The sequence below is a fragment of the Gilliamella sp. W8136 genome, assembly GCF_016101285.1.
Classification (GTDB): Bacteria; Pseudomonadota; Gammaproteobacteria; order Enterobacterales; family Orbaceae; genus Gilliamella; species Gilliamella apicola_N.
In genome coordinates this window covers 72,972-96,759 of the sequence record NZ_JACFQU010000009.1, presented here as the reverse complement: position 1 = coordinate 96,759, position 23,788 = coordinate 72,972, and the positions used below count along the sequence as shown (strand labels likewise).

Annotated in this window: 25 protein-coding genes; 19 read left to right on the top strand and 6 right to left on the bottom strand. The window is 30.9% G+C overall.

Annotation, left to right across the window (positions count from 1 at the left end; all coding sequences use genetic code 11):
• Nucleotides 1-34 precede the first annotated feature (34 nt).
• The 7 genes from H3T96_RS07485 (at nucleotide 35) to gyrB (ending at nucleotide 9,328) form a co-directional block, all read left to right on the top strand.
• Nucleotides 35-784, top strand: coding sequence for a MipA/OmpV family protein (locus tag H3T96_RS07485; protein WP_144091974.1), 750 nt, complete (start codon nucleotides 35-37; stop codon nucleotides 782-784).
• A gap of 125 nt (nucleotides 785-909) precedes the next feature.
• The gene (locus tag H3T96_RS07480; RefSeq protein WP_039125985.1) at nucleotides 910-1,818 is read left to right on the top strand and encodes a recombination-associated protein RdgC; all 909 of its coding nucleotides are present in this window, start codon (nucleotides 910-912) and stop codon (nucleotides 1,816-1,818) included.
• Between the two features lie 191 nt (nucleotides 1,819-2,009).
• Nucleotides 2,010-3,116, top strand: coding sequence for a porin OmpA (gene ompA / locus H3T96_RS07475; protein WP_039125984.1), 1,107 nt, complete (start codon nucleotides 2,010-2,012; stop codon nucleotides 3,114-3,116).
• Between the two features lie 156 nt (nucleotides 3,117-3,272).
• Nucleotides 3,273-4,631 (top strand): chromosomal replication initiator protein DnaA, encoded by a 1,359-nt coding sequence (gene dnaA / locus H3T96_RS07470; RefSeq protein ID WP_039125983.1) that lies wholly within the window; start codon nucleotides 3,273-3,275, stop codon nucleotides 4,629-4,631.
• Between the two features lie 16 nt (nucleotides 4,632-4,647).
• Nucleotides 4,648-5,751: a DNA polymerase III subunit beta gene (gene dnaN, locus H3T96_RS07465; RefSeq protein ID WP_039125981.1), complete on the top strand. Its 1,104-nt coding sequence runs from the start codon at nucleotides 4,648-4,650 to the stop codon at nucleotides 5,749-5,751.
• A 49-nt stretch (nucleotides 5,752-5,800) separates the two neighbouring features.
• Nucleotides 5,801-6,874: a DNA replication/repair protein RecF gene (recF, locus tag H3T96_RS07460; protein ID WP_144091975.1), complete on the top strand. Its 1,074-nt coding sequence runs from the start codon at nucleotides 5,801-5,803 to the stop codon at nucleotides 6,872-6,874.
• Nucleotides 6,875-6,916: 42 nt separating this feature from the next.
• A complete protein-coding gene (gene gyrB / locus H3T96_RS07455) occupies nucleotides 6,917-9,328 on the top strand; it encodes a DNA topoisomerase (ATP-hydrolyzing) subunit B (RefSeq protein ID WP_144091976.1) in 2,412 nt (803 codons plus the stop codon).
• A 134-nt stretch (nucleotides 9,329-9,462) separates the two neighbouring features.
• Here gyrB and H3T96_RS07450 read toward each other — a convergent pair whose 3' ends face one another.
• Genes H3T96_RS07450 through H3T96_RS07440 form a run of 3 tightly spaced genes read right to left on the bottom strand, consistent with a single transcriptional unit; the run spans nucleotide 9,463 to nucleotide 10,537 of the window.
• Nucleotides 9,463-10,116, bottom strand: coding sequence for a hypothetical protein (locus H3T96_RS07450; protein WP_144091977.1), 654 nt, complete (start codon nucleotides 10,114-10,116; stop codon nucleotides 9,463-9,465).
• Nucleotides 10,113-10,346, bottom strand: a complete 234-nt coding sequence (locus tag H3T96_RS07445; protein WP_144091978.1) for a hypothetical protein — start codon at nucleotides 10,344-10,346, stop codon at nucleotides 10,113-10,115. The genes H3T96_RS07450 and H3T96_RS07445 overlap by 4 nt, the downstream gene beginning before the upstream one ends.
• A 29-nt stretch (nucleotides 10,347-10,375) precedes the next feature.
• On the bottom strand, nucleotides 10,376-10,537 hold the full coding sequence (locus tag H3T96_RS07440; RefSeq protein WP_144091979.1) for a helix-turn-helix domain-containing protein: 162 nt from the start codon (nucleotides 10,535-10,537) through the stop codon (nucleotides 10,376-10,378).
• Between the two features lie 139 nt (nucleotides 10,538-10,676).
• Here H3T96_RS07440 and H3T96_RS07435 point away from each other — a divergent pair, with 139 nt between their 5' ends.
• The 11 genes from H3T96_RS07435 to H3T96_RS07385 all read left to right on the top strand — a co-directional run bounded on the left by H3T96_RS07435 (nucleotide 10,677) and on the right by H3T96_RS07385 (nucleotide 18,387).
• A complete protein-coding gene (locus H3T96_RS07435; RefSeq protein ID WP_144091980.1) occupies nucleotides 10,677-10,877 on the top strand; it encodes a DNA-binding protein in 201 nt (66 codons plus the stop codon).
• Nucleotides 10,878-11,090: 213 nt separating this feature from the next.
• Nucleotides 11,091-11,393 carry a hypothetical protein gene (locus H3T96_RS07430; RefSeq protein WP_144091981.1) on the top strand — a complete coding sequence of 101 codons (303 nt, stop codon included), beginning with the start codon at nucleotides 11,091-11,093 and terminating at the stop codon, nucleotides 11,391-11,393.
• Between the two features lie 337 nt (nucleotides 11,394-11,730).
• Nucleotides 11,731-12,312: a hypothetical protein gene (locus tag H3T96_RS07425; RefSeq protein WP_144091982.1), complete on the top strand. Its 582-nt coding sequence runs from the start codon at nucleotides 11,731-11,733 to the stop codon at nucleotides 12,310-12,312.
• Between the two features lie 155 nt (nucleotides 12,313-12,467).
• Complete coding sequence (locus H3T96_RS07420) at nucleotides 12,468-12,860, top strand: DDE-type integrase/transposase/recombinase (protein WP_144091983.1); 393 nt, start codon at nucleotides 12,468-12,470, stop codon at nucleotides 12,858-12,860.
• A gap of 7 nt (nucleotides 12,861-12,867) precedes the next feature.
• Entirely contained in the window at nucleotides 12,868-13,101 is a 234-nt protein-coding gene (locus H3T96_RS07415; protein WP_144091984.1) for a hypothetical protein, read from the top strand.
• Nucleotides 13,088-13,636 (top strand): Mu transposase C-terminal domain-containing protein, encoded by a 549-nt coding sequence (locus tag H3T96_RS07410; protein ID WP_144091985.1) that lies wholly within the window; start codon nucleotides 13,088-13,090, stop codon nucleotides 13,634-13,636. The genes H3T96_RS07415 and H3T96_RS07410 overlap by 14 nt, the downstream gene beginning before the upstream one ends.
• A 10-nt stretch (nucleotides 13,637-13,646) precedes the next feature.
• On the top strand, nucleotides 13,647-14,579 hold the full coding sequence (locus H3T96_RS07405) for a TniB family NTP-binding protein (protein ID WP_186279251.1): 933 nt from the start codon (nucleotides 13,647-13,649) through the stop codon (nucleotides 14,577-14,579).
• Nucleotides 14,580-14,585: 6 nt separating this feature from the next.
• A complete protein-coding gene (locus H3T96_RS07400) occupies nucleotides 14,586-15,878 on the top strand; it encodes a TniQ family protein (protein WP_144091987.1) in 1,293 nt (430 codons plus the stop codon).
• Between the two features lie 161 nt (nucleotides 15,879-16,039).
• Entirely contained in the window at nucleotides 16,040-16,534 is a 495-nt protein-coding gene (locus H3T96_RS07395) for a hypothetical protein (RefSeq protein WP_144091988.1), read from the top strand.
• A 31-nt stretch (nucleotides 16,535-16,565) separates the two neighbouring features.
• Nucleotides 16,566-17,258: a hypothetical protein gene (locus H3T96_RS07390; protein WP_144091989.1), complete on the top strand. Its 693-nt coding sequence runs from the start codon at nucleotides 16,566-16,568 to the stop codon at nucleotides 17,256-17,258.
• Nucleotides 17,245-18,387 carry a DUF262 domain-containing protein gene (locus H3T96_RS07385; RefSeq protein ID WP_144091990.1) on the top strand — a complete coding sequence of 381 codons (1,143 nt, stop codon included), beginning with the start codon at nucleotides 17,245-17,247 and terminating at the stop codon, nucleotides 18,385-18,387. The genes H3T96_RS07390 and H3T96_RS07385 overlap by 14 nt, the downstream gene beginning before the upstream one ends.
• A gap of 124 nt (nucleotides 18,388-18,511) precedes the next feature.
• On the opposite strand, the gene H3T96_RS07380 is transcribed toward H3T96_RS07385, so the two are convergent.
• Complete coding sequence (locus H3T96_RS07380; protein WP_144091991.1) at nucleotides 18,512-18,886, bottom strand: hypothetical protein; 375 nt, start codon at nucleotides 18,884-18,886, stop codon at nucleotides 18,512-18,514.
• A 90-nt stretch (nucleotides 18,887-18,976) separates the two neighbouring features.
• Here H3T96_RS07380 and H3T96_RS07375 point away from each other — a divergent pair, with 90 nt between their 5' ends.
• Entirely contained in the window at nucleotides 18,977-20,554 is a 1,578-nt protein-coding gene (locus H3T96_RS07375; protein WP_144091992.1) for a DNA cytosine methyltransferase, read from the top strand.
• A 288-nt stretch (nucleotides 20,555-20,842) separates the two neighbouring features.
• Here H3T96_RS07375 and H3T96_RS07370 read toward each other — a convergent pair whose 3' ends face one another.
• Together H3T96_RS07370 and H3T96_RS07365 are read right to left on the bottom strand one after the other, a co-directional pair.
• Nucleotides 20,843-22,315: a VWA domain-containing protein gene (locus H3T96_RS07370; protein WP_144091993.1), complete on the bottom strand. Its 1,473-nt coding sequence runs from the start codon at nucleotides 22,313-22,315 to the stop codon at nucleotides 20,843-20,845.
• A gap of 118 nt (nucleotides 22,316-22,433) precedes the next feature.
• Nucleotides 22,434-23,774, bottom strand: a complete 1,341-nt coding sequence (locus H3T96_RS07365) for a VWA domain-containing protein (RefSeq protein ID WP_144091994.1) — start codon at nucleotides 23,772-23,774, stop codon at nucleotides 22,434-22,436.
• Nucleotides 23,775-23,788: the final 14 nt, after the last annotated feature.

Here is a 23,788-nt window from a genome sequence, read left to right as displayed (position 1 = left end):
ATGATAGCGTTATTACTTTCATAGATATAAAAAAATGAAAAAAACACTTTGTGCAATTTCTATTTTACCAATAACTACTTTACTCACTATACCTACAGTATTCGCCAATCCAACATCTATCGGATTAGGTATTGGTTGGGTAAATTCTCCATATAAAAGTTATAGTTCAAAATTTTATCCTATTCCACATATTGATTATGATAATGATCTATTTTTTATCGATGATTTATCAGTAGGTATTTATGCATATAATACAGATAATCAAAGCCTATCTATTGGAGTACGTTACTTATCTAATGAATTTAAACCACATGATTCCAATAATCATCAATTAAAACTTCTTGATAGCCGTCACTCAACCTTATTGGCAGAAATTGAATACTCTATAGATACCAATTTTGGAAGTTTTTCAAGTAGTATAGGGGCTGATATATTAAATGAAAGTAATAGTTTATTAGCCAATGCTGATTATAGTATTCCTTATATGCAAGGTAACTTAGTAATTGTTCCAACTATAGGTATAAACTGGGCAAACAGCAAACATAACGATTATTATTATGGTATTTCTCATAAAGAATCGTCACGTTCAAAATTACATTACTTTAATGCTGACAGTTCATTCACCCCTTACGCTGAAATAGGAATGCAATATTCATTAACTGATAATATTTCTACATTTGGTAGTTTACATATTGATAAATTAACTGGTGATGCTGCAGACAGTCCAATGGTTGACAATAGTACAGTAACATCTATTTATATGGGTATATCTTATAAATTCTAATTTTAGAAAAAGGCTAAATTTCAGATCAATAATAAACAATCACTGTTTTACAGTTTATAAGCAGTTAATAAAAACTAAACATGGTAAAATAACAACCATAAACACACTTTAGGAATGATAAATACATGCTCTGGTTTAAAAATGCCATTATTTACCAATTGAATAATGACAGTTTATTCAACAAAGATACTATTGAAAAAGCAATTAAATCTCACCTGTTTACACCATGCGGTAACTTAGACACAACAAAAATGGGTTGGGTTTCACCTTATAATGATAATAATCAAAATGATTTTATTGTCGATATGCAAGGACATTTATTATTACGTATAAAAAAAGAAACCAAAATATTACCCGCGCCCGTCATTAAACAAACTTTATTAGAAAAAATTGATAAACAAGAGCAAGCTTTGAGTAGGAAACTTACAAAAAACGAGAAAGCTAACTTAAAAGATGAAGTTATGATTGACTTAATGCCAAGGGCTTTTAGTAAATATAATCATTATTGGCTTTGGATTGATACTGAAAACAAACGTATTGTTGTTGATTGTAGTAGTTTTAAACAAGCTGAAGATATTCTAGCGATTTTACGTAAAGAACTTGGTGCATTAGCATTAACACCACTATCAATTGACAAACCGCTTGAACAGATTATGACCACATGGGTTAAAGAAAAGCTTGATTTTTCACCTTTTATATTAGGTGACCAAGCTGAACTTAAAGATCCACTTGAAGGTAACGGAATTATTAGTTGCAAAAATCAAGAAATCACAAGCGATGAAATGCGGGTTCATTTTGATTCTGGTAAATGGATTACTAAAATGAAAATTGTCGATGAAAGAGGCATTAACTTTATCGTCAATTCTGACCTAACATTTAAACGAATTAAATTTGATTCTACTATACTAGATGAAAACGAAGATATAAGCTCAGATGAATTTGATAAACGACTTGAAGCTGATTTTTTTATTATGTCAAAAGTGTTATCAAATACAATTAATGATTTTTCTATAGTGATTAACAAAATATTTTGATAGCATTGTTTAAATTTTTTGAACGCAATGTCATTAGATGTAGATTTGTATATAAGATATGCTATAATCAACTAAGATTATGTGTAACATAATTAATACAACAATAAGTAATTATTCTTTTATTTAAAGTGAAATTTAAACAAAAGGAAACTAAACATCGTCTATAACAACATTAAAGTTGAGGCAAAAAAATGAAAAAAACAACTCTAGCTCTAGCAATCGCAGTTGCAAGCTTAACAGCTACTGCAGCTAATGCAGCATATGAAGATAACACTTTTTATACAGGTGCTAAATTAGGTTGGTCTGAACTCTACAGATTAGATGCAAATAAAATCCGTGAAAACTCAAACGTTGGTGTTAGCACTTCTGATCGTAGCAATATTGGCGGCGGTGCTTTTCTTGGTTTCCAAGCAAATCCTTATTTAGCATTTGAATTGGGCTATGATTGGTTAGGTTCTGCTAAATATAAACAAAGTTACAATAGTCAAGGAACACACCGTGATCTAGGTCACAGCAAAGTGTCGGCACAAGGTGTTTCTTTAACCGGTAAATTAAGCTATCCAATATCATTCATCTCTGATGACCTTGATATTTATGGTCGTGCAGGTGGAATGGTAACTATTGCTAAATGGAAAAATAGCGGTTCAGTTAAAGATTATTACGGACATGGTGGTACAAAAACTGATTTATCTCCTGTTTATGCATTAGGTCTTGACTATCGCTTTGATGAAGACTTCTCTACTCGTTTAGAATATCAATATGTTCAACATATTCACACTAAAACGAATGCATCACCAGACGCAGGCTTGTTAACTTTAGGTATTACTTACCGTTTAGGTTCACCAACTGTAACACCACCACCAGAAGTTGAAGTTAAAACACAAGAAAACCGTTATGTATTAAATGAAGATGTATTATTTGCTTATGCGAAGTCAGACTTAAAAGCTGAAGGTCGTCAAGCATTAGACAACTTACTAACATCTCTTGTTAAAATTAACCCAACTCAAAGTGCTATCGTTGTAATTGGTCATACAGACCGTATCGGTTCAGATACCTATAATCAAAAACTTTCTGAACAACGCGCACATTCAGTAATGAAATATCTAGTAGAAAAAGGTGTTCCAGCTGATTTAATCAGTGCTCGTGGTGTAGGTAAAACACAACCAGTTACAGGTACTAAATGTGATGGACTTCGTGGCGCTAACTTAAAAGCATGTTTAGCACCAGATCGTCGTGTTGAAATTGAAGTTAAAGCACGTAACATTCAAGAAGTTAAAGTTATTAATACAACACATTAATTATTACTTCTACTGAAAAAACCCGGTTAAACCGGGTTTTTTTATCTATGTAATTTTTATTCATTAAATTATATAGTCGCTTCTATCTATAAATAATCCACAAAAAAGATTATAATTACAAAAGCATTGTTAGTAATTTAAATTAAAGGAGTTGCTGTGCCTACCGCTATTTGGCAAGATTGTCTTTCTCAATTACAAGAAGAGCTTCCGACAACTGAATTTAATTTATGGATTCGACCATTGCAAGCGGAAATGGTTGATAATAAACTCTATATTTATGCTCCTAATAGATTTGTTTTAGATTGGGTCAGAAATAAATATTTAACAACAATATCTCAATTACTAAATAAACATTTTAATAATGATTCTTTGAAATTACATCTTGAAGTTGGTTCAACTCTTTCAACGGATAAAAAAGTCAAAAATGAACAACCAAAAGCAGAACTGGTTCCTGCTTGGAAAATGACTAAAGAAAGTAATAATAATCACGCTTATCATTCTGGTATTAATCATAAACACACATTTAATAGCTTTGTTGAAGGTAAGTCTAATCAACTTGCAGTTGCTGCTGCCAAACAAGTTGCACAGAATCCAGGAAAAGCTTATAACCCATTGTTTTTATATGGCTCAACTGGGTTGGGTAAAACCCATTTATTGCATGCTGTTGGTAATCAAATAATTGAAGAAAAAGATAATGCAAAAGTTGTTTATATGCATTCAGAACGTTTTGTACAAGATATGGTAAAAGCCTTGCAAAATAATGCGATTGAAGAGTTTAAAAACTATTATCGTTCTGTTGATGCATTGCTTATTGATGACATACAATTTTTTGCTAATAAAGAACGTTCACAAGAAGAATTTTTTCATACTTTTAATTCACTTCTAGAAGGTAACCAACAAATAATATTAACCTCAGATCGTTATCCCAAAGAGATAAATGGCGTGGAAGATCGCTTAAAATCACGTTTTGGCTGGGGATTAACAATAGCAATAGAGCCACCAGAACTTGAAACACGTGTGGCAATTTTAATGAAAAAAGCTGAAGAAAATAATATTAAGCTATTAGAAGAGGTTGCTTTTTTTATTGCTAAACGTCTACGTTCCAATGTACGTGAATTAGAAGGCGCGCTTAATCGCGTTATTGCTAATGCTAATTTTACTGGTAAATCTATTACTATTGATTTTGTAAAAGATGCTCTAAAAGATTTACTTGCTTTGCAAGAAAAACTTGTAACTATTGAAAATATACAAAAAACAGTTGCTGAATATTATAAGATCAAAGTATCTGATTTGTTATCAAAACGTCGTTCAAGATCCGTTGCAAGACCTCGTCAAGTTGCAATGGCATTAGCGAAAGAGTTAACAAACAAAAGTCTTCCTGAAATTGGTGATGGATTTGGAGGGAGAGATCATACAACAGTATTACATGCATGCCGTAAAATCGCAGAATTAAAAGAAGAAAACAATGATATTAAAGAAGATTATTCTAATTTAATTCGAACATTATCAACCTAAAAAAAGAATCAACATTATGAAATTTATTATTGATCGCGAAAAACTTATCAAACCATTGCAACTTGTTAGCGCACCGCTCAGTAGTCGTCCAACGCTACCAATTTTAGGTAATTTATTATTACAAGTAAGTGATAATGTTTTATCAATGACAAGTACAGATCTAGAAATTGAGATGATTTCTCATTTACCTTTGATCGAGGCAAATGAGCCTGGTGCAACAACGGTTCCCGCGAAAAAATTTCTCGATATTTGTCGTAATTTGCCTAGTAATGCTCAAATTTCAATAACGGTTGACGATAATCGATTAATCATTCAATCTGGTCGAAGTAAATTTTCTTTAACGACATTACCTGCTAGTGATTTTCCTAATCTTGAAAATTGGCAAAGTGACATTGATCTTTCCGTTCCACAAAAAACCATAAAACGACTTATTGATGCAGTTCAATTCTCAATGGCTAATCAAGATGTAAGATATTATTTAAATGGTATGTTATTTGAAATTGAGGATGGTTTATTAAAATCAGTTGCAACTGATGGTCACCGCTTAGCATTTTGTGCTCAACCTATTGGACAAAATATTTCTGCTGCTTGTTCGGTAATTCTTCCAAGAAAAGGTGTAATTGAACTTGCAAAACTTGTTGGTGATAATGAGGAACCGATTAATATACAAATTGGAAATAATAATTTACGTGTTAATCTTGGTGATTTCACTTTTACATCAAAATTGATTGATGGAAGATTTCCAGACTATAAACGAGTACTACCTCGTAATCCGGACAAACCTCTAGAAGTATCATGTGATGAATTAAGAAATGCCCTATCTCGGGTAGCAATTTTATCTAATGAAAAATTCCGCGGAATAAGATTGTATGTACATAACAATCAAATAAAAATCACAGCAAATAATCCAGAACAAGAAGAAGCTGAAGAATTAATTGATGTAAAATATAAATCAGCAGAACTTGAAATTGGCTTTAATGTAACCTATTTATTAGATATATTAAACACATTAAAATGCGATAGCGTACAGCTTTTATTAACTGATGCAACATCAAGTGTTCAGATCGAAGATATTAATGATCAATCAGCCATTTATGTTGTTATGCCAATGCGTTTATAATCAAATCTCATCTAGCTTCTGGTAACAACCAGAAGCTTTATTCATTAATATGACAATTTCACAAATCAAAATTCATCATTTCCGTAATATTGATTATGCTGAGTTATCATTATCTCATCATTTCAACTACATTATAGGTGATAACGGTAGTGGCAAAACCAGTCTACTTGAAGCCATTTATATGCTTGGACATGGTCGTGCATTTAGACACATTCAATCCAATCGAATTATACAACATGAACAACCAGAATTAGTTTTATTCAGCCAAATTAAATCAATCAATCAGCAAACCCGAACAATTGGTCTTGCAAAAAATCGTAATAATGATAATAAAATAAAAATTGATGGTGATGATGGTTTCCGATTAACTGATTTAGCTAAACTTTTACCGATCCAATTAATCACACCTGAAGGTTTTGATTTACTTACTGGAGGTCCAAAATATCGACGTTCGTTTATTGATTGGGGCTGCTTTCATCATTATCCCGAATTTGTTCATCTTTGGAACAATTTAAAACGTTTATTAAAACAACGTAATGCTTTACTAAAACAATGTGATAACTATAATCAATTACTACCTTGGGATAAAGAACTTTCCCCTATCGCTGAAAAAATAAGTCAGATTAGAGCGGATTATTCTCAAAATATTTTCCCTGAGATTATTCATACTTGCCAAGATTTTCTACCTGAATATCAAATTAATTGCCAATATTATCAAGGTTGGGAACATGGTATTGAATATTCCGAAATATTACGTAAACAATATGAAAGAGACAAATTTATTAATTACACTTCGGTTGGTCCTCATAAAGCAGATATTCGATTACGTGTCGATAATATTCCTGTTGAAGATCTGTTATCTCGGGGGCAGCTAAAATTATTAATGTGCGCGTTACGTCTTTCTCAAGGTGAGTACTATTCAAAACAAAACTCACAACCTTGTGTTTATTTGATTGATGATTTCGCTTCAGAATTAGATAATAACAAACGAGAATTATTAGCAAAGCGTCTAAAATTAGCTAATTCACAAGTATTTATTACTGCAGTAAGTCAAGATCAGATTACCCATATGATCAATGAAAATGATAAGATTTTTCACATAAAATCTGGTATAATTTCTTAGATATACAGAACGATATAAACAATCAAACAAGTCGAGAAATTCATGTCTAATTCTTACGATTCTTCTAGTATTAAAGTACTCAAAGGGCTTGATGCTGTCCGAAAACGTCCAGGAATGTATATTGGTGATACAGATGATGGAACAGGACTTCACCATATGGTTTTTGAAGTAGTCGATAATGCCATAGACGAAGCATTAGCTGGTTATTGTCACCATATTGAAGTAACTATTCATCCTGATAACTCTGTTTCTGTGCGAGATGATGGTCGAGGTATTCCAACTGGTATTCATGAAGAAGAAGGAATTTCAGCCGCTGAAGTTATCATGACCGTGTTGCATGCTGGTGGTAAATTTGATGATAATTCTTATAAAGTTTCTGGTGGTTTACATGGTGTAGGTGTTTCGGTTGTTAATGCCTTATCAGACAAATTAGAATTAATTATTTACCGCGATGGAAAAATTCATCGCCAAGTCTATAACCTTGGTGTGCCGCAAGAGCCACTTAAAGTCATTGGTGAAACAACGGAATCAGGTACCTATGTTCGTTTTTGGCCAAGTCCAGAAACCTTTACCAATATTGAATTTATCTACGAAATTTTAGCTAAACGCTTACGAGAACTCTCATTTTTAAATTCAGGCGTATCGATAAGACTACTTGATGAGCGCACTGGTAAAAGCGAACATTATCATTATGAAGGTGGGATTAAAGCGTTTGTTGAATACTTAAACAAAAATAAAAACCCTATTCATCCTAAAATTTTCTATTTTAGTACCGAAAAAGACGGTATTGGCGTTGAAATAGCATTACAGTGGAACGATGGATATCAGGAAAACATCTATTGTTTTACTAATAATATTCCACAGAGAGATGGCGGCACCCACTTAGCTGGTTTTCGTGGTGCCATGACTAGAACACTTAACAATTATATGGAAGCGGAAGGGTACAGTAAAAAAGCGAAAATCAGCGCGACAGGCGATGATGCTCGTGAAGGTTTAATTGCAGTAGTATCTGTAAAAGTTCCAGACCCTAAATTTTCATCACAAACTAAAGATAAGTTGGTTTCATCAGAAGTTAAATCAGCGGTGGAATCTACTATGGGTGAAAAATTAGCTGAATACTTACTTGAAAACCCATCAGATGCCAAAATTGTTGTTGGTAAAATCATTGATGCAGCAAGAGCCCGTGAAGCTGCACGTAAAGCACGTGAAATGACACGCCGTAAAGGCGCCTTAGATTTAGGGGGATTACCTGGTAAGCTGGCTGATTGCCAAGAAAAAGATCCCGCTCTTTCAGAACTCTACTTAGTGGAAGGGGATTCTGCTGGTGGCTCGGCTAAACAAGGTCGTAACCGTAAAAATCAAGCTATTTTACCGCTTAAAGGTAAAATTCTAAATGTTGAAAAAGCGCGTTTTGATAAAATGCTGTCTTCCCAAGAAGTAGCGACACTAATTACTGCTCTGGGTTGTGGAATTGGTCGTGACGAATATAATCCTGATAAAATGCGTTATCATAGTATCATTATTATGACCGATGCTGACGTCGATGGTTCACACATTCGTACGTTGCTATTAACGTTCTTTTATCGTCAAATGCCAGAAATTATTGAACGTGGTTATGTTTACATTGCTCAACCACCTTTATATAAAGTAAAAAAAGGCAAACAAGAACAATATATTAAAGATGATGAGGCGATGACTCAATTTCAAATTGCTTTAGCTCTTGAAGATGCATCATTACATGTAAATGATCATGCACCAGCATTAGCTGGGGAAGCATTGGAAAAGCTCATTGCTGAATATCAAAAAGTCGAGAAGTTAATTACTAAAATGGAACGACGATACCCTAAAGCGCTGCTTTCTGAAATGGTTTATCATGAAGTATTAGATGAAAATATACTAAAAGACCAACAGCAAGCGGAAAATTGGGCAAAAACCATTGTAGAAAAATTATCAAGTAAAGAACAACACGGCAGTAGCTATGGTTATTCAGCTCCTTTTAATGAAAAAACACAATTATATGTACCAATCATAAAAGTAAGAACACATGGCGTTGATACTAATTATGCATTAGACCAAGTCTTTATTCATAGTAATGAATATCGCAATATCTGCCACTTAGGAGCACAATTAAAAGATCTACTTGAAGAGAGTGCATTTATTCAACGAGGTGAGCGTAAACAGCCTGTTAATTCTTTTGAAGAAGCTGTTGATTGGCTAATTCGCGAATCTCGTCGAGGACTCACTATTCAGCGCTATAAAGGTCTAGGAGAAATGAATCCGGAACAACTATGGGAAACAACGATGGATCCAACTAGTCGCCGGATGTTACAAGTGACGATCAAAGATGCTATAGAGGCTGATCAACTGTTCACCACATTAATGGGTGATGAAGTTGAACCTCGTCGATTATTTATCGAAGAAAATGCGTTAAAAGCAGCTAATTTAGATTTTTAAAATTGTTTTTTCAATAAAAATAACTTAAAAAAACCAGTGTCGGATCCGGTAATAAGTGAAATAAATCCGGAGTATGTGAAATAAAATCCGGTAATTACTGAAATATCAAACCAGACTCAATGTCTGGTTTTTTCTTAGGTCACATTAATATCGAAATAATTTCGACGTTTTATTATATTGTTAGCATCAAAAATAATTGCTTTATAAGTTATAATGTAAAACTTAATTGATACATATAGAATTATTCCAAACACTATTCCTAAAATAAATTTATAAGATAATGATTGAATAGAGTATAAAAATAAAAAAATATATACAAAAAATAAACAAACCAAATAAGAGCTAATTAAAAAAAAGAAAGCGGTATCTATAAGCGATCTTTGGTTATTATAGCCAATAGTCCGCGTTTTATAATTAATACAAAACCCGTGTAATAATAATATATTATCCTTTTTGTTTAACTGTAATTGTTCAACTACTAGATCAATCCAAGCTATTTTTTTGAGGTCAAGTATGATAGCTCCATAGTGAGGTGCTAAATATAAAGCTTTATAAATTTTCGTCAGCAAAATAGGTTGCCTTTTAAAGAGCTGAGTAAAAACGAAGAAGAATAAATTATAAATATGGAAGATAAATCGATAACTTAGAACAATATATTTTACAGATAATAAAGAATAATTTTCCTTATCAAAAAAGATTACGTTTTTATGAATATTTTTAGGAAGTAGTTCTTCGCCTTTTAAATATTTATCCAATTTATCTAAAAAAATTTTCTTTCGATTATTCATATGATTTGCTTGATTAAATTAGTGATTAATTCTTTAGGTTTAAAAGAAAATTCTTTTTTATTAGGTGATAAATTTAGTTGCCTTAACATAATTGCAATTAATTTTACTTTCTCTTCATTACTGAAGGTATCACCTAATTTTAGTTCTAGTAGATCTAGTGCATCAGCTATCTCTTTTAAGTATTCAGGTGGCTGAGAATTTAAATTATCAACTTCAACAGCATCAAGCATTAAATAGGAAATATCGAATCCTATATCTTTTAATAAATAAATTTTACAGGAGGAGATGATTTCCCTTTTTCATATTGGATAATTGTTAAAGGACGAACCCCTGCTTTGTTCGCTAACTCTTCTTGAGTAAGGCACAGTCGAATTCTTTCATTACGCAGTCTCTCACCGAAACGCTCAGATAAAGGGAGCATTGTTACTACCAAATAATTAAAATTTAATATATGTTATCAACATTTAATCATAAATTAATATATTTAATAACATATATTTGATTTTTTTATCTATTTTATAACATACTTAAAATTATATAATTTATAGAATGGTATTCTTATGACTGCAAAGACAATTGAACAAATAAAAAAAGAATTCTTATTTTCAGGAATGACAATATCTCAGTGGTCAAAGGTTCACGGTTATCCTTATCATTCCGTTCAACAAGTTCTATCTGGAAAATCAAACTGCTCTAGAGGAAAAACACATGAAATTGCAGTGCTTCTAGGGCTTAAAGAGGGAGAAATAGTAAAAAATTAGCCAATATTAAAACAAAACGGGACTTGTTAGCCCCGAAATGTAAAAGGTAAAAACCTTTGCGTGCAAATAAAGTATCTCCTTTCTCATTTCTAAAGTCAAGCAAGTCATTCTCACAACAAGATAGATAGTCACAATTATTACCATAATAGGTAAGGAGTTACTATATCTTTTAAAAGAACTGCGATATCGTCTGATATCTGGCAGATAGGATGCTTGTCATCTCAATTTAATTACAACGAGCAACATAATCGAGTTAGAGAACCTATTACTCGCTCGATAGGACTGGTTCGAGGTCAGTTTCCTTCGAAAAAGATGTCTCGAATGATTGCTTGGGAATCACAATTAGAGCGAAGAGCTTGTTACCTATTTGAGTTTTCATCAGCGATTAAATCATTTAGAGAACAACCGATAACATTTACGCTTAAAATTGGGGATAAAATTAAAAAATATACACCTGATTTTGAACTAATGTTCACCAATAATCAGATTTGGTACGTTGAAGTTAAACCATTTTAAAAATTATCTAGTCTGGAAAATCAGCAACGTTATCAAGCCGCATCATCTCAACTTAGAAAAATAGATTATAAATTTATTGTTCTCACTGAGAAAGAGCTGATTAATCCCATTTTAGAACATAATCTTCTAATTTTAAGAAGTTATTTAAACGAAGATATCTCATTAAATACGATATTCGAAGCTAAAAAAAGGCTACAGGCACAGTCGACTATCACCCTTGGCCAACTAAAAGAAATATTTGCTCCCACAATATCAATGGGGCTTATTGCTCAAGGATTTATTTCGACCAACTTTTTTGTACCAATTTCATCAGATTCAATCCTTATGGAGGTAAATCATGAAAATCGACTATTTTCATATCGATACTATGATGATTTTAGATAATGTGACTTATCGTATTTCAAGAATTACGGAAAATAATCAATGCGTGTTAGAAAAGCTTGCTGACTTATCATTAACTCAAAAAAGTAAAGATGAGTTATTACGATTATATCAAGCGAGAAATTTAGCATTTCGTAGTGATATTAATCGTAATCAAAAAAATCAAAATATGTTTTATCCCGATGATAACCAAATTTTTCATGAGTATTATTGTTATATTCAAGCAGCTCAAAGAAAACTTGGTAACAAACCAACAACAGTCGGTCTACAAGAAATTATTGATTTAGATTCAAGTGGAAAAACAGCTAATCATAAGAAACCTTCAGCCATAACCCTTTATCGATGGTGGTCTAAATGGGTTAATAGTGGATATGATAGCAATGCTTTTCAAAATAAAAAAAGAGGCCCGATATTTTCTACTTCATTTAATAATCCTGTTGTTGAGCGTATATTTGATGAAGTAGTCGATACCGTCTATCTTACAAGACAAAATAATTCCATTAAAAAAACTATGATACGTTTCGGTTCCTTATTCTAGAAAATAATAAAAAAAGTATTAAAACCATTAAATGCCCTTCTCGTTCTCAATTTTATGAAAAAATTAATCGATTAGATAAAAAACTTATCATTTCTTCTCGAAAAGGGAAAAGGGTCGCTCAGCAATACTTTCGTCAAACAGGACAAGGAGTGGCTGTGACTCACATTCTAGAACGAGTTGAGGTTGATCATATCATTTTAGATATTATGGTTTTTAATGAAAACACCAAACAAGTTGATGGCAGACCAACACTAACAGCCTTGATTGATGTTTATTCTCGAATGATTCTAGGGATAGAAATTGGCTTTGAACCACCTTCTCAACTATCTGTTATGCGAGCTCTCAAAAATTCCATATTACCTAAAAATATTAAACGAGAAGAAAAATTAGATAAACATGATTGGCCAGCTTATGGTATTCCCATTACCTTTGTATGTGACAATGGCATGGAGTTTCATGCAAAAGATTTGCGTAGGATGTGCGCAGAGCTCAATATTGAACTAATCTTCTGTCCTAAACAACAACCACACTATAAAGTGTCATATTGAGCGATTTATGGGAACATTAAATCGTCAGGTATGTCATTTAATTCAAGGAACAACATTTTCTAACATTACAATGCGTGGGGATTATAATTCTGTAGATTCAGCAACCATCACATTATCAGAATTAAAACAATTGGTTGAGCAGTGGATAACCACTGATTATATTCAATCTCCTCATAAAGGAAGGTATTTATACAACACCAATAAAAAAATGGCAAGAAAGACTACCTATGTTACCACCTAGATTACCTGAAAGTACAGAGTATTTAAATTTTATATCAACCATTGAATTTGAGCGGTTACTTTCTCATGAAAGGATCCAATTTGAACATCTCTTTTATAATTCGCATGAAATTAAAACATTACGAGTATTATATGGAGAACAACGGAAAATTAAATGCCGATACGATCCAGAAAACTTAGGAAATATCTGGGTTCAAGAGTCTCAAAAAAAACACTATATCAAAGTACCTTGTATCCAATTTGACTATGCTCAACACACAACACTTTTTCAGCATAAACAGGTATTACAAGAAAAAAATCAAATACGAAAAGATAGTCATCATGAATCAGAGTTACTGGAATCTCGACACGCTCTTTATTCAAAGATACAGAGCATTAATAAAAAACAACCCATTAAAAAGCGAGTTTCAGCCCGATCACTTAATGAACAACATATTTCATTTTCTAGAGATACAAAAAAAGATTCAACAATTGAGCATAATATTAATTTAATTGATGTACGACTTGACGAGCATTATGATTTTGAGGTCGTTTAAGATGATAAAAATGAATAAAAAAACCTACTATTCAAGCATTAAAAAACTAAACTCAGGGGTTATTTACCACGACGAATTTCGTTTAGTTTTTGAACAAATTAAAGAAGCTTATAACATGAAGCAAGAAATCGGTATTCCCACTCATATTATTTGTACTGGAGAATCGGGAACAGGAAAATCAACGTTAAAAAGACAAATAGAAAAAGAATTTCCTCCATATTTAATTAAAGATAGAAAAATTATTCCAATTCTAGTTGTCGATACGCCAGCTATTCCGACAATAAAGAGCTTATCTGAAGCCGTATTAATTGAACTGAATGATCCTCTTTTTAAGAGCGGCTCCGCTATGGAGAAAACGCAGCGAATTTTACTTTATCTCAAACAATTTAATGTCAATCTTATTATCTTCGATGAGTTACAACACTTTATTAATCAAGGTAAAGAAAAAGGATTGTCCAAAGCATCCGATTGGCTAAAAATGATTATTGACCATTCTAACGCATCAATTGTACTAATGGGATTAACTCGTAGTGAATATTTGCTAACAATTAATGAACAGTTGCATAGACGATTTAGTTCAAGAATAGCCCTACCACCATTTTCAATCAATAATATGAAAAGTATAAAGATATTTTCAACTGTACTTTCAGTGATTGAGAAAAATATTGATTTCCCTTATAGCTTTACTGTTAAAAAATCATCAAATATTTCAGCTTTCTATTATGCAACTAATGGCATCATCAGCTATATCATTAAATTGTATGAAGGCGCTATCGAATATGCTTTTAAAAATAAATTAGAAACAATTGATCGACTATGCTTTGAATATGCATTTACTTATAAAATCTGGAATCTCGGTGTTAACGAATTTAATCCCTTTCATCCTAAATTTAATAACCAACGTTTAGATAGACCTAATATGCCTTTTTATAAAGTGAGGTAACGATAAATGCAAAAAATAGATGAAGCTCCGTATTATAAACACGCTAATTTTTTGAATCAGCAATATAGACTAATTAAACCGCTTATTTATAGTCGATGTTATTATAATGAGTGGCCCTTGTCTTATATTAATCGATTATCGGTTATGAACGGATATAGTAAAATAAATTGGTTAGTACAAGATGAATTAAACAGCCCTATCAAAAATAAAATCAGCAATTTATTAGCGTATAGATTAGCTTATAAAAACGGCTGGTCTATTCCCTCTTTCTTCTTAAAAGGTGTTCGAACTCTTTCTGCAAATTTGAAATACATCAATACTCATACATTACGAATTTGTCCACTATGCTTAAAACTTGCTCTATATATTCGATATGAATGGATGTTTTTATTCTCAAGTACATGCTTAATTCATAATGTTTTGTTACAAGATTTTTGTCCTGATTGTGGCAAACAAAATGATCATGTAAGCGTTTATCATAATAAATGTGAGTGTGGTAAAAAAATAACTGAATTTTCATTGCAGTTAGCAAGTGAACAATGTTACCTGATACAAAGAGTGATTGAAAATAAAAAAACAAATCATAAAACAATAGATAAACTTAATCATATTAATAAGTTAAAAATAGTATATTTTATTTTTTTAATTATTTCGCCCAAAAATATTCAATTTGCAGAAAAACAGAGTATTACTATGCGGGATAATATTATTATCTCTGAACGACTAGCTCATACATTATTCGGTGGCAAAGAGGGATTTTGGTATTTTTTAAATCATTTTATCCACTCGATTGATAAATACTCTAAAAAGTTAATGCCTTTTTATCGTCAATTTAATCGGTGCTTTAAGTTTGATTTATTTTCTGAATATAAACGTTACCTTTATGAGTTCATTAATTTATATTGGCGAAATCATATTGCGGATAAAAACACGTTGTTCTCAAAATCAATATTGGCTAATCATGCATGGCCCTCTATTTCAAAAGTTAAAGATCAATTTAAACTTACCGAATCACTGATTATTAAAGCTACCGCAAAAGGATTTATTCGTTCGGAAACTATCTATAATGAACAATATTTTATGGAGCATCATAAACCTAGATATTATCGTTTATATTATAAGCCAGATATCATCAAACAATTACCTATGTTACAAGGCACAATTTCATTCAATAAAGTTTGCCTTTTATTAGGAACCACTAAAAGACAACTCAATAGTTTAATAAAAAATAATCATTTCAACTTCACTATTGCGCCAGAGGAGGCTTATCGGTATTTAGAAGAAAATATAATAGTTTAACTCATATAGTTGAAAAAAATGCCAACGCTATTGAAAATAGAGTCTCAAAAGGAAACGCATGGTTATTTTTACAATCAGAAATTGAGGATTATTTACAGCGTATTTTAAAACATGCATTACATTCTGCCGATTTAAAAGATTCGTTAGCTTTACCTGATGCGATGAGAGTTATTGGTAATAGAATAAAAGAAGCATATAACGAAGTCATTAGCGCAATGATAAATCAAGAGTTACCTACAGTTATGCTAGATATCGATAGACCGACACTAAGGGATATCCATATTCCAACAAAAGCACTCATTAGTTGGGTTAATCAAAAAACGAAGCAACATACTTATATGACTATTCCTGAAATGGCAAAAAAGTTAACTATTAGTCAGCAATTTGCTTACGAGTTAGTTAATCATCAACTTATGCCATATACTATAATTAAACGCAATAATACTCGGTGGATCACAGAAGACAATATCAAAACATTCAATAAAAATTATATTATTTTATCTAAACTTGCTAAAGAAAAAGGAATATCTTCAAAAAAACTAATGGCTAAATTAGAAAATATGTCAGATGTATATAAAAAGTTAACGCTAGGATTAAAACAAGTTATGTACAAAAAAACATCCTACATATATATTTCAAATTTTGCTATACTATAGAACCAAAGGGATCAAGGCAATATTTATGCTAATGGTAAACCAAGAAATCACCAATAGAAAAAACACCTTCTTTAAAGATTTATCTTCTACAAGAAATGATATGGAATGGCTAATACATAAACATCTTATTCGTACCCCTGCATATATTTTTTTAGATAATCAAGATAAAGAGCAAAAACTAGCTGAAATATTAAAAAATTACTTCAATATTAACTATAAGGATTTTATCATAGTCGGTTCTGCTCAACTTGGTTTTAGTTTAAATCCCCAAAAAAATTATAGAGACTTTAACGAGTCGTCGGATATTGATATAGCGATTATCAATCAGAATTTATTCATAGAGCTAAAACAGGAACTTTATAACTTTACTGATGGTCTCAATAATTGTTGGAAAGGAACACACTTCCATTCAAATCCCAGAGAATATACTTTTCTTGATAACAATTCTACACCACCAAAAAAGTATGTGATTCATGAAAATCAATTTAAATATTACAAATATTTATCTCAAGGATGGTTTAGAGCTGATTTTAAACCTAACGAGTTTGAAATATGCCGTAACAATAAAAAATTTAGTGACTTTAATAAAGAAATAAAAAAAGTATTTTCTAGAAAAATTGGACTAGCAATTTATGAGAATTGGTTTTTTTTTCTTGACTATCAAAGCAGAAATTTAACTAAATTAAAACTTAAAACAGAGGTTGAACCTAATGTTGCAAACTGAAAATCAACAAATAAAATTGGATGCCAGTGTTCCTGCAAATAATTATAAAATTATAGAAATTTATAATAAAGTCAAAAAAGATGAATGGGATGTTAGGCCTAGTTTTCAAAGGAAACTGGTCTGGAAAAAACAGCATAAAATTAATTTTATTGAAACAATTTTATTAAATTACCCATTTCCTGAAATTTATATAGCGCCAGGTGAAATGGATTCTGAAACGTTAAAATTTAGTGATATTGTCGTCGATGGTCAACAGAGAACCACGACAATTGTTAATTATATTGAAGCTAAGGACATTTTTGCCCAAAAGATAAAAAAACTAAAATCATTTAAAGAACTATCTGATATCGAAAAAAGAGATTTTTTAAATTTTGAAGTTTCAATTAGATATTTAAAAAATGCAAACCCCGAACAAATTAAAAATATTTTTCAACGAATTAATAGTTCCGAATACTCTCTAAATCAAATAGAAAAAAGTCATGCACAATATGGAGATAGTGAGTTTATATTATTTGCAAAACAGATAATTGAAAAAAAATGTGATATTGATTATTCAATTATTGAGTATAAATTAGATGAAGATAATCAAAAATTATTACACGATTTTTTTGTAAAAAAATCAAATATTTTTAATGATAATGATATTGATAGAATGCTAGCTTTACAATATATAATTACCTTGCTTTCTACATTTTTAGAAAATGGGGTATATTTCAATAGGGTAAGTAAAAACGAATTTTACATTCAAGAATATAACGGTGAATTCCCAAATGCCTTTGAATATGAACAAAAATTAGTTGAGATTATCCAATTTATTGAAAGTATACGCTTAAGTAGTAATTCAATGTGGTTTACTAAATCAAATATATTTACACTTATCATTGAGTTATATAAATTCAATCTGAATACAAATCAACCATTAGATTCGATAAACCTTGTAGCTCTAAAGTCCAAATTAGATGATTTTGAAAAAAACTATTATGAGTATTTGAGAGACAAAGAAAACTATAAAGAAAAAACACCTGGTGATATATTATATTTTGAAGCATCACGTCAAGGTGTTAACGATGCTGAACCTCGAGCAAATAGAGGAAAAGTAATAGAAGCTTTTATCCACGATTCTTGTTAAAAAATATTTGTATCTGGTTAAAGTTAAAGTTCAACTAGATACAAATAGTATGTTCACTTATCCATATTAAGTCTAATAATGCTTGAAAAAATTATTATTAATAGCTCGATGACTTTAGTGATTATTAATCAATTTTGGTCCATTCATCATACTTATCTTGTTGATCAGGAAAAATGATGATCTCATAAAGATTATCAAGAGTTACGCCAATAAAAAAATTATCCCCGGGTTTACAGTCATTTATATATTTATCATAATATAAACGATATTCATGTCGACTTGAACCAGATCTTGAATTATACCAGGTAAGATGTATAGGTTTAGGGGGGGTATTCACAATTGAAAATGAAGCTGAAATACTAAGTTTTTGGTCATCAAGAATTTTACCAAAAAGACTTTCTAACTTACTGACGCCATGTAACTCATGCTGATTAGATTTATGTAAATTTACATCAGATTGTGTTAACGTTTTAATAAACGATTCTTTATATTTTTTCACTATTTTATCCTTAATTTTATATATACCCTGGACTATTTTATTTATTTGACGTAATATAGCTATAAATATTTATGTTGATACTTATAAATTGTGAAATATATTGAACTATTTTCAGGGTGTGGTGGTTTATCTCTAGGTTTACAATCTGTTGGATTTGAGCTAATTATGGCAAATGAACTATCACCAATGGCTGCTGAAACCTATGCTTATAATTTTTTTAATGAAGACTTAACCAAAAATAAATCTCCAATACATACCCTATGGCTATCGAGTAATTTTCCTCTGGATGAAATGGGAAAAAGGTTGAGAGAAGATCCTAGATCTTTTCCTTCAATTAATACTAAAAATAGATATTCTGAATTAAATGAAAATATTGATTTAAATAAAACTCTTATTGTTGGAAACATCAGAGAGCTTAATATTTTCTTAGAAAAAAACTCACAATTAATAGAAAAAATAAAAAGTCATGATATCGATCTTATTGCAGGCGGACCACCTTGTCAAAGTTTCAGTCTAGCGGGTTTACGTGAGAAAGATCACGACAGAAATACATTGCCGATAGAGTTTGCAGATTTTGTCAAAAAAATAAACCCCAAAATTGTTTTACTGGAAAATGTCAGTGGTATCCTTAGTCCTTTTGTAACTAAAGATGATAAAACAAAAAAATATCATGCATGGTTTGAAGTATCTAAAGTTTTTGTTAAGCAAAAATATCTACCTCTATGTTTGGTTGTTAATGCGAAATATACAGGCGTCCCACAAAATCGCCCTAGATTTATTCTTATTGGAGTCAGAATAGACTATTATAATACTATTGAGAAAAATTTAAATGATACTGAAAAACAACTTTTCCAATCTGCGAAAAAACTCATAAGCAATAGTGATACTAATTTAGAAACAATAGATTACAGCCATTTAAAATGTTGGGATGTTGAAAAGGATTTTTCAAAATTTATAGGCAGCTTTTTAAATCCTCTAGTAAGTTTTACTGATAATTTTCATTCAGTTAAAGATGCAATTGATGACTTAAAATCTCAAGGAGAAGAAAAAAAGATATCCCCTTATATCAAATATATTAATAGTAAACTAAAGATTAAAAGACAGGGAAAAGCAAACAAGATTTCAAATAATGAAAGACGTAATCATAAACTATTAACTAAGCAGAGGTTTAGATTATATCAAGTTATTGAAACAATAAGTAAAGACTCTAAAAAAGAAGTTATGGATCTTCTTAAGCAACAAATCAAAATACTTAGTAATACAGCTAAAAAAGAGATAATTAAACAAGAATTGCTTACTAACGAAGGAATATTGAAATCCAATTTTGATAAAAAAAATATTATAAATTATATTGTGAAATTGAAAACAAAAAAAAATACCCAAAGAGCTTTAATAGAAGATCAGCCAGCATTTACAACATTATCTATACCTGATGATATATGTCATTATGATAAAAATGAATTGAGAACATTAACTGTTCGTGAAATGGCTAGAATACAATCATTTCCTGATAACTTTATTTTTCGATCTAAAGTGACTACAGGCGGAGAATATAGAAAATTTGAGGTACCACAATATACTCAGGTTGGTAACGCAGTCCCTCCTCTTTTAGGGGAAGCATTAGGTAAAGTAATAAAAAATATTTTAACAATACATAATAATTCTTAGAAGATCTATTTTCCTATTTTATATGATATTGAATCATCAAAATCTACCAAAATAGAAAACATCAAGAATTTTATTAATTACAGGATTTATACCTGCCCATATCGCAAATTATCGGATTTTTAGTAAATATAAAAATCCGATAATAATTGAAAGTCCTTGATATAGTTGATACGTTCATTTCATTAATTCCCGGATCCGACAACCAGACAACTGTCTGGTTTTTTTTAACAATTAATATCATTCTTTTACCACCTTATTCACTATATTGAATTGATTAAATAAAATAATTTATTGACACACAGGCCTGTCTACTTTCAGATCTGAAACGGCTTTATTCATCTGCTTAATCATATCTTTTGAACTTTGAGCTATATAAACTTTTCCTCCAGTCATATTAGCAACACAATCAATTTTATGTTCACCTGCAATATCTACAATATTAATTTTTAGCTTTGGTTTTTTTGTAGCAATATAATTTGCTAATGTACAGATATTATTCTTAGAACAGTTATCTTCACCATCACTAATAATTAAAATATAATCTTCACGTTTAACACCATCAAGCATGTTACTTGCTTTCTCTAAACCACTATAAAGTGGCGTTCCTCCACCACCAGCAGCCGATGGATTAAGTCTATTTATATTATTTTTTAAAATATTACGGCTGGAATAATCATAAAATTGCGTAGCATGTGCTGCTGGACAATGATTTAAAGTTACAAGCGAAATGTCGATATTAGGTTGTATTTTATCAATACTTGATAAAGCTACTTTTTTACTTGTCGACAAACGACTTGGTAAACGAGTCATCTTCTTATAATATTTAATTTTTTCTTGTTCTGACATATAACTTGGATAACCGTAACCTAAATATTGAAAGAACTGCTCTACTTCGGATGGTGGTTCAGCTAGCGTTGCAATCATGGATAAAGAGTTATCAAACACAATAATCATTCTTGATGGGTTAGGATTATTCTTTATCTCTTCTTTAGTAATACAATTCGGAGGATTTTTGACTTTTGGCACTGGTTTAGGTGCATTTTCTATCTTGATATCTTGCTTTTTATCTTCAATTGGTAACTCTTTTGGCTCTAAATTCTCAACAAATTTAGGTTCTTCTTTAGAAGATTCAGCAATTGGTTCTGGCTCTGGTTTATTTACCAATATAGGAGGAATAATGATAATTTGAGGTATCGTTTCTGCTATTTTATCCTTATTAAATGGATAAAAACAGAACAGCAAAGCACCTAATGCGGCTAATAATAATAAAGATAACAATAATACATGCCACCATCTCCAGAAAGTTTTTGGAGAAATGACTGGCTCTGTAATGGCTGATTTAGGTAAAACAGGCTCATCAAGGCTATAAATTATTACGGGGTCATCATTAATAACAAAAATTTCATTACTTAAACTTTTGATCCGAGGTAACCATAATGAAATTATTTTTTGCTGTTCTTCATCCAATACAATTGTTTTGATAGATGTTTCAACATCATTTATTCGAGTTTGTAACGTTTCCGTTATCTTTTGTTTTAATGACTCATCTGCAATACTATCAACTGGAATAGGTTGACCTTCAAGGTTTGTGTACCAAGCTAAATATTGATTATTATCTATTAACTTCGGTACCGCAAAAATCGAAAAAGTCCGTTCGGTCAAATAAGGTTTTAGTAACGATAATATTAAATTATATTGATCTAATAAAATGAGTTTTGATGGATTGTTGTCATCGACTTTAACTCGAGTTATACGTTGCATTGTTAACCCACGTCCTTATTTCTAATTATTTTCAGACTATCATACAAATCTAGTGTGAAGCCTATTTATATCATTATTTTTTAATTAATTTCTATAAGAAATATTTTTTAACTTAATATCATTCACAGATAGGTTTAGTAATATTCAAGTCAGAAACAGCATTATTCATTTGATTAACAATTTCTGTCGGATTTTGTGCGATATAAACTTTACCACCTGTGCTTTTCGCTACACAGTCAATTTTATGTTGCCCAGCAATATCAACAATATTAATTTTTAAACGAGGCTGTTTAGCTGCAATTTTACTAGCTAATGTACAAATATTACTTTTAGTACAATTATCTTCACCATCACTAATTATTAAAATATAATCATCGCGATTTACACCATCAAGCATTTTACTCGCTTGCTGTACACCACTGTATAATGGCGTAGCACTATTATATTCTAATGGATTGAGTTTATTAATCTTATTTTTTAGTTTTTCGCGGCTGGCATGATCATAAAATGAAGTCGTTTGTGCAACAGGGCAACTGGTTAATGTAACGAGAGCAATATTAATATCTTGTTGTATTTTATCAATAGTCGACAATGCGACTTTTTTACTACTTGATAAACGATTAGGTAACCTTGTCATTCTCGCTTCATAAGCATCAGCTTCTTTTTCTGTCATCATACTAAAATCACTTGCTAAGTACTGATCAATAGCTGATTTTGACTCCATTAACGTTAATGTCATTGAAGCCGAATTATCAAATATCATCACCATTTTCGATGCATTATTGTTTTTTATCACATCTTCTTTAGGAATACAGTTTCTAGCAACAGGAGCCGGTTCTGGTTCGGGTTCGGGTTTCTTAACCAATACTGGCGGTATAATAGTTAATTTAGGTATTTCGTCTACTATATTGGCTTTATTGAAAGGATACAAAAAGTATAACAAGGATCCTAATGCTGCAAATAAAAGAGCTAATATCAGAAAATGCCACCAACGCCAAAATTTTTTCATCGGTATAGTTGAAAGCGCAACAACAGGTGGTGGTAAGATAGGATCTTCAAACGTATTTATAATCACTGGTTCACCATTAACAATATAGATTTGGTTACCTAAACTTTTAATTCTTGGTAACCAAGATGAAACCAACGCTTGTTGATCCTCATTCAACTGCAAAGATTTAATGGTTAATTCAATGTCGCAAATTCGTGTTTGTAATTTTTCTGATATTTGCTTTTTTAATACTTCATCAGCAATACTATTTAGAAAAACAGGTTGCCCCTGAAGATCTGTATACCACCCCAAATACTGGTTGTCATCAATTAATTTGGGCGTAGCTAAAATTGAAAAGGTTCGTTCAGTTAAATGTGGTTTTAATAACGTTAACAAAGAATTATACTGATCCAATAAAGACATTTTTTGAAAATCATTATGATCAATCTTAATCCTTATTATTCGCTGCATTTGTTATTAATTCC

Bases quoted from the DNA above. Each gene is read 5' to 3' on its own strand.
- H3T96_RS07485 (WP_144091974.1), top strand. From the start codon at position 35: ATGAAAAAAACACTTTGTGCAATTTCTATTTTACCAATAACTACTTTA.
- H3T96_RS07480 (WP_039125985.1), top strand. From the start codon at position 910: ATGCTCTGGTTTAAAAATGCCATTATTTACCAATTGAATAATGACAGT.
- ompA (WP_039125984.1), top strand. From the start codon at position 2,010: ATGAAAAAAACAACTCTAGCTCTAGCAATCGCAGTTGCAAGCTTAACA.
- dnaN (WP_039125981.1), top strand. From the start codon at position 4,648: ATGAAATTTATTATTGATCGCGAAAAACTTATCAAACCATTGCAACTT.
- recF (WP_144091975.1), top strand. From the start codon at position 5,801: ATGACAATTTCACAAATCAAAATTCATCATTTCCGTAATATTGATTAT.
- gyrB (WP_144091976.1), top strand. From the start codon at position 6,917: ATGTCTAATTCTTACGATTCTTCTAGTATTAAAGTACTCAAAGGGCTT.
- H3T96_RS07450 (WP_144091977.1), bottom strand. From the start codon at position 10,116: ATGAATAATCGAAAGAAAATTTTTTTAGATAAATTGGATAAATATTTA.
- H3T96_RS07445 (WP_144091978.1), bottom strand. From the start codon at position 10,346: ATGCTTGATGCTGTTGAAGTTGATAATTTAAATTCTCAGCCACCTGAA.
- H3T96_RS07440 (WP_144091979.1), bottom strand. From the start codon at position 10,537: ATGCTCCCTTTATCTGAGCGTTTCGGTGAGAGACTGCGTAATGAAAGA.
- H3T96_RS07435 (WP_144091980.1), top strand. From the start codon at position 10,677: ATGACTGCAAAGACAATTGAACAAATAAAAAAAGAATTCTTATTTTCA.
- H3T96_RS07425 (WP_144091982.1), top strand. From the start codon at position 11,731: ATGAAAATCGACTATTTTCATATCGATACTATGATGATTTTAGATAAT.
- H3T96_RS07415 (WP_144091984.1), top strand. From the start codon at position 12,868: ATGGGAACATTAAATCGTCAGGTATGTCATTTAATTCAAGGAACAACA.
- H3T96_RS07410 (WP_144091985.1), top strand. From the start codon at position 13,088: ATGTTACCACCTAGATTACCTGAAAGTACAGAGTATTTAAATTTTATA.
- H3T96_RS07405 (WP_186279251.1), top strand. From the start codon at position 13,647: ATGAATAAAAAAACCTACTATTCAAGCATTAAAAAACTAAACTCAGGG.
- H3T96_RS07400 (WP_144091987.1), top strand. From the start codon at position 14,586: ATGCAAAAAATAGATGAAGCTCCGTATTATAAACACGCTAATTTTTTG.
- H3T96_RS07395 (WP_144091988.1), top strand. From the start codon at position 16,040: ATGAGAGTTATTGGTAATAGAATAAAAGAAGCATATAACGAAGTCATT.
- H3T96_RS07390 (WP_144091989.1), top strand. From the start codon at position 16,566: ATGGTAAACCAAGAAATCACCAATAGAAAAAACACCTTCTTTAAAGAT.
- H3T96_RS07385 (WP_144091990.1), top strand. From the start codon at position 17,245: ATGTTGCAAACTGAAAATCAACAAATAAAATTGGATGCCAGTGTTCCT.
- H3T96_RS07370 (WP_144091993.1), bottom strand. From the start codon at position 22,315: ATGCAACGTATAACTCGAGTTAAAGTCGATGACAACAATCCATCAAAA.
- H3T96_RS07365 (WP_144091994.1), bottom strand. From the start codon at position 23,774: ATGCAGCGAATAATAAGGATTAAGATTGATCATAATGATTTTCAAAAA.